Source organism: Novosphingobium sp. (genome assembly GCF_049240505.1).
GTDB lineage: Bacteria > Pseudomonadota > Alphaproteobacteria > Sphingomonadales > Sphingomonadaceae > Novosphingobium.
The window spans coordinates 49,202-54,251 of record NZ_JBMLSM010000087.1 but is presented as its reverse complement, the minus strand read 5'-3'; the positions used below and the strand labels follow the sequence as shown (position 1 = coordinate 54,251).

Here is a 5,050-nt window from a genome sequence, read left to right as displayed (position 1 = left end):
TCGGCGAAGGTGCGGGTGGTGATCACTTCTTCATACCGTTCCGGCGAAGTGTCGATGTTGTGGTTGTAGTAATCAAGGCCCGCTTCAGCGAGTTGCGCGGCCTGGCCGGGCGTGAGCATCCCCAGCGTCATGCAGGTTTCCATGCCCATTTCGCGCACGCCCTTGATCATGGCGATCACGGCGGGCATGTCGCGCTCCTTGGGGTTGCGCCATGCTGCACCCATGCAGAAACGCTTTGATCCGTTGTCCTTGGCCTGTGCCGCGCTTTGCAGCACTTTTTGCACTTCCATCAGTTTGGTCGCTTCGATGCCGCTGTCAGCCTTGACCGACTGCGAGCAGTAGCCGCAATCTTCGGGGCAGCCGCCGGTCTTGATCGAAAGCAGGGTGCAAAGCTGCACTTCGCCCGCGCGGTGGTGCTGGCGATGGACTTCTGCCGCACGAAACAGCAGTTCGGTGAACGGCAGGTCGAACAGTGCGGCGATCTCCTCGCGCGTCCAGTCTGTGCGAACGCCGTTGGCAGTAGCGGTGGTTTCGCGCTGGCGGGTGAGGGTGTCTTGCACGGCTGAAGTCCTTTGGGAATCCGGGTCTGTTTTCGCCCTTAACCCATTTCACGCAAACATGCTCAAGTGAATTCGCAAAGCTGCAAAGCGGAACTTTGCATTTCACCTGATGGAACGGATGCGGCGTTGCCGATGGCGAAATGCTATGTTGCGATTGTGCGCCTAGTCAGCGCGGTCACTTTCGGACAGGACAGGTTGTGTGTCCCAAGTGGCATATTTGTATGTGTTGCTTACAAATGCGCATCGGAGTATTCTGGCCGTCATGGAGAGGTTGAACCAGATCATCGCGGCCCATGCCGGGCGTGAAGGCCCGTTGCTGCCGATTCTGCACGATGTGCAGGCGGAGTATGGCCACGTTTCAGAAGAGGCGATGCGCGCCATTGCGAATGCGCTGAATCTCAGCCGGGCAGAAGTGCACGGCGTGGTGAGCTTCTATCACGATTTCCATGCCGAGCCGGACGCACGCCCGGTTGTGAAGCTGTGCCGGGCAGAAGCGTGCCAGGCGCGCGGGGTCGATGCGCTGGCGGCGGCACTCCCTGTGAATCATCGGGTCAAGGTTGAGACGGTCTATTGCCTGGGCCTGTGTTCGGTTGGGCCGAATGCAATGGTCGGTGACAGGGTTCACGCACGGCTCGATGCCGCAAAGCTGGGCGCACTGATGGAGCAACTGGCATGACTGTGGTGCGGATCAGTGACGATGCGCTGGCGCTGGCTTGTGGCGCGGATGAGGTGGCGGCAGCTTTCGTTGCGGCGGGCTGTGCAGTGGAGCGCGTGTCATCGTGGGGAATGCAATGGCTGGAGCCGCTGGCCGAGATCAACGGGATGGGCTTCGGGCCGCTTGAGCCGACAGACGTTGCGGCGGTGCTGGATAGCACATCGACCAAGGCTATCGGTGCGATTGAACAGCACCCGTTCATTGCAAAGCAGCAGCGCTTCACTTTTGTCCGCGCGGGCAAGACGCGGGCGTTGAGCCTTGAGGACTATGCTGCGCACGGTGGCTGGCAGGGTCTGGCCAAGGCGCGCGAGATCGGGCCTGAGGCGACTATCGCACAAGTTACCGAATCGGGCCTGCGCGGGCGTGGCGGCGCAGGTTTTCCGGCGGGGATCAAGTGGACCACCGTGGCCAAGGCTGCGGAGACCCGCAAATACATCGTCTGCAATGCTGACGAAGGCGATAGTGCAACCTTTGCCGACCGCATGGTGATGGAGGGCGACCCGTTCATGCTGATCGAAGGCATGGCGATTGCTGCCCATGCCGTCGGCGCGCAGAAGGGCTATGTCTATATCCGCAGCGAATATCCGCACGCGATTGCCAAGATGGAAGCGGCGGTTCGGGCAAGCGCGCATCTTGTGGCGCCGTTCGAACTGGAAGTGCGCGTTGGGGCGGGGGCTTACGTGTGCGGCGAGGAAACGTCGCTGCTCAACAGCCTTGAGGGCAAGCGCGGCGAAGTGCGGGCCAAGCCGCCGCTCCCTGCATTGGAAGGGCTGTTCGGCAAACCGACGGTCGTCAACAATGTGCTGACGCTGGCGGCAGTGCCGTGGATCATGGCCAATGGTGCGGCGGCTTATGCGGCGGTGGGCTTTGGCCGGTCAAAGGGAACGATGCCGATCCAGATCGCGGGCAACGTGAAGCATGGCGGCTTGTTCGAAGTGGGCTTTGGCATCACGCTGGGCGAACTGGTGGACGAGATCGGCGGTGGCACCGCTTCGGGCCGTCCGGTGCGGGCGGTGCAGGTGGGCGGACCGCTGGGTGCCTATCATGCGCGGTCGGATTTCCATCTGCCGTTTGATTATGAAGCGTTTGCGGCTGCCGATGGCCTGATTGGCCACGCCGGGATCACGGTCTTCGATGAAACGGCGGACATGAGTGCGCAGGCCCGATTTGCGATGGAATTCTGTGCGGCGGAATCGTGCGGCAAATGCACGCCCTGCCGCATCGGCTCGACGCGCGGGGTAGAGCTGATCGACCGCATCAGGGCGCGTTCCGGGCGTGCGCCGGATCGTGTGGAAGCGCTGCCGCAGATGCACAATGCGCGCAAGGCGGAGCGTTCGCTGGCGGACGAGATCGTGCTGCTCGAAGACTTGTGCGAGACGATGAAGTTCGGCTCGCTCTGCGCGCTGGGAGGGTTCACGCCTTATCCGGTGCTGTCGGCACTGCGGAATTTCCCTGAGGATTTTGGGGCGGACGCGGAAAGGCAAGCGGCGGAGTGATCCTCGGAGCCGTCCTTGCAGGTGGCCGGTCCACCCGCTTCGGCAGCGACAAGGCGCTGGCCGAGCTTGGCGGGCGCACACTGCTGGCGCGGGCAGTGGAAGCGCTTGAGGCGCAGTGCGATGCCGTTGTGGTCGTGGGGCGCGGGACGGCACCTGCGCCCACGCTGCCCGATTGGCCGCACCCCGATATGGGACCGCTGGGCGGGATCGCTGCGGCGCTCCACCATGCCTGCGATGCCGGTTATGACGAAGTGCTGACCTGTGCGGTGGACAGTGTGGGGCTGGGCGACGATCTGCTGGCGCAATTGACCCCAGCGCCGGCTTATTGCGCGGACCAGCCGGTGATCGGACTGTGGCCCGCACAGGCATCCACCACGCTTGATGCGCTGCTGACCGGCGATGGCCGCCATTCGATGCGCGCCTTTGCGGAAAGCATCGGCGCGCGGGCGGTGCGGTTTTCGGAAATTCCTGATAATATCAATACACCGGCAGACCTCGAGTCTGCGGAGAGGCGATCGCATGGGTTATGAACGTCAGGCAGATTTCGGCACGCCGGAGGTCCTTTCGGACACGGCGGTAACCTGCTCTATCGACGGGCGCGAAATTACCGTTCCTGCAGCGACGACCGTGATGCGCGCAGCCGCGCTGACCGGCGGCTCCATCCCGAAACTCTGCGCCACCGATAACCTCAAGCAGTTCGGATCGTGCCGCCTGTGCCTTGTCGAGATCGATGGGATGCGCGGGACGCCTGCAAGCTGCACCACGCCGGTGGCAGAAGGGATGCAGGTTCACACGCAGACGGCAAAGCTGCAGAAGCTGCGCAAGGGCGTGATGGAACTCTACATTTCCGATCACCCGCTCGATTGCCTGACGTGCAGTGCGAACAATGATTGCGAACTGCAGGACCAAGCCGCCGCGGTGGGCCTGCGCGATGTGCGCTATGGTTATGAGGGCGAGAACCATTTGGGCGAAATGCCCGACATCTCGAACCCCTATTTCGATTTCGACCCCAGCAAATGCATCGTCTGTTCGCGCTGTGTGCGCGCCTGCGATGAAGTGCAGGGCACGCTGGCGCTGACCATTGACGGGCGCGGGTTCGATTCCAAGGTTTCGGCGGGGCTGACCTCGGACAGCTTCCTCTCGTCCGAATGCGTTTCCTGCGGGGCCTGCGTGCAGGCTTGCCCTACCGCGACGTTGCAGGAAAAGGCGGTCAAGGAAATCGGCAAGCCCGAACGCGCGGTCGTCACGACGTGCGCCTATTGCGGCGTCGGCTGCACGTTCCGGGCAGAGATGCGCGGCGAACAGGTGGTGCGCATGGTGCCGTGGAAGGACGGCAAGGCCAATCGCGGGCATTCCTGCGTCAAAGGCCGCTTCGCCTGGGGTTATGCCCAGCATCAGGAGCGCGTGCTTTCGCCGATGATCCGTGAGAGCATCGACCAGCCCTGGCGCGAGGTTTCGTGGGAAGAGGCGCTTTCCTACGCCGCGCGCGAAATCAACCGTATCCGCGATGCTTACGGGCGCAACGCGCTGGGCGGGATTGTTTCCAGCCGCTGCACCAATGAAGAGGGCTTCCTTGTCCAGAAGCTGGTCCGCGCAGGCTTCGGCACAAACAATGTCGATACCTGCGCCCGCGTGTGCCATTCGCCCACCGGCTATGGCTTGAAGACCACCTTCGGGACGTCAGCAGGCACGCAGGACTTCGACAGCGTGGAAGACAGCGACGTGATGCTGGTGATCGGCGCGAACCCGACCGATGGGCACCCGGTCTTCGCCAGCCGCATGAAGCGCCGCCTGCGTCAGGGCGCAAAACTCATCGTGATCGATCCGCGCCGCACCGATCTGGTGCGCAGCCCGCATATCGAGGCGGATTTCCACCTGCCGCTGCGCCCCGGCACCAACGTGGCGATTCTGACGGCGCTGGCCCATGTGATCGTGACCGAGGGGCTGGCCGACGAGGCTTTCATCCGCGAACGCTGCGATTGGGACGAATACCAGCACTGGGCCGAATTCGTTTCGGCAGAGCGCAACAGCCCGGAATTTCTCAGCCCCGTGATCGGCGTGGATGCTGAGGCCATTCGCGGCGCGGCGCGCTTGTTCGCCACTGGTGGCAATGGCGCGATCTACTACGGTCTTGGCGTGACGGAGCATAGCCAGGGTTCATCGACCGTCATGGCGATTGCGAATCTCGCGATGGTCACCGGCAATATCGGGCGGCGTGGCGTGGGGGTGAACCCCCTGCGCGGGCAGAACAACGTGCAGGGGGCCTGCGACATGGGCAG

At 63.2% G+C, this 5,050-nt stretch carries 5 protein-coding genes; 4 read left to right on the top strand and 1 reads right to left on the bottom strand.

Annotation, left to right across the window (positions count from 1 at the left end):
* On the bottom strand, nucleotides 1-560 hold a 560-nt coding region (locus tag ACOVQ0_RS07050; protein WP_421882054.1), incomplete at its 3' end, for a biotin synthase BioB.
* 262 nt (nucleotides 561-822) lie between these two features.
* Between ACOVQ0_RS07050 and ACOVQ0_RS07045 the strand changes: the two genes are divergently transcribed.
* The 4 genes from ACOVQ0_RS07045 to ACOVQ0_RS07030 all read left to right on the top strand — a co-directional run.
* Entirely contained in the window at nucleotides 823-1,236 is a 414-nt protein-coding gene (locus tag ACOVQ0_RS07045; RefSeq protein WP_421882052.1) for an NAD(P)H-dependent oxidoreductase subunit E, read from the top strand.
* On the top strand, nucleotides 1,233-2,771 hold the full coding sequence (locus ACOVQ0_RS07040; protein WP_421882049.1) for an NADH-ubiquinone oxidoreductase-F iron-sulfur binding region domain-containing protein: 1,539 nt from the start codon (nucleotides 1,233-1,235) through the stop codon (nucleotides 2,769-2,771). The genes ACOVQ0_RS07045 and ACOVQ0_RS07040 overlap by 4 nt, the downstream gene beginning before the upstream one ends.
* Complete coding sequence (gene mobA, locus ACOVQ0_RS07035) at nucleotides 2,768-3,301, top strand: molybdenum cofactor guanylyltransferase (protein WP_421882046.1); 534 nt, start codon at nucleotides 2,768-2,770, stop codon at nucleotides 3,299-3,301. Before ACOVQ0_RS07040 ends, mobA begins: the two co-directional genes overlap by 4 nt.
* The coding region (locus ACOVQ0_RS07030) for a molybdopterin-dependent oxidoreductase (protein ID WP_421882043.1) at nucleotides 3,291-5,050 on the top strand (1,760 nt) is incomplete at its 3' end. The genes mobA and ACOVQ0_RS07030, both read left to right, overlap by 11 nt.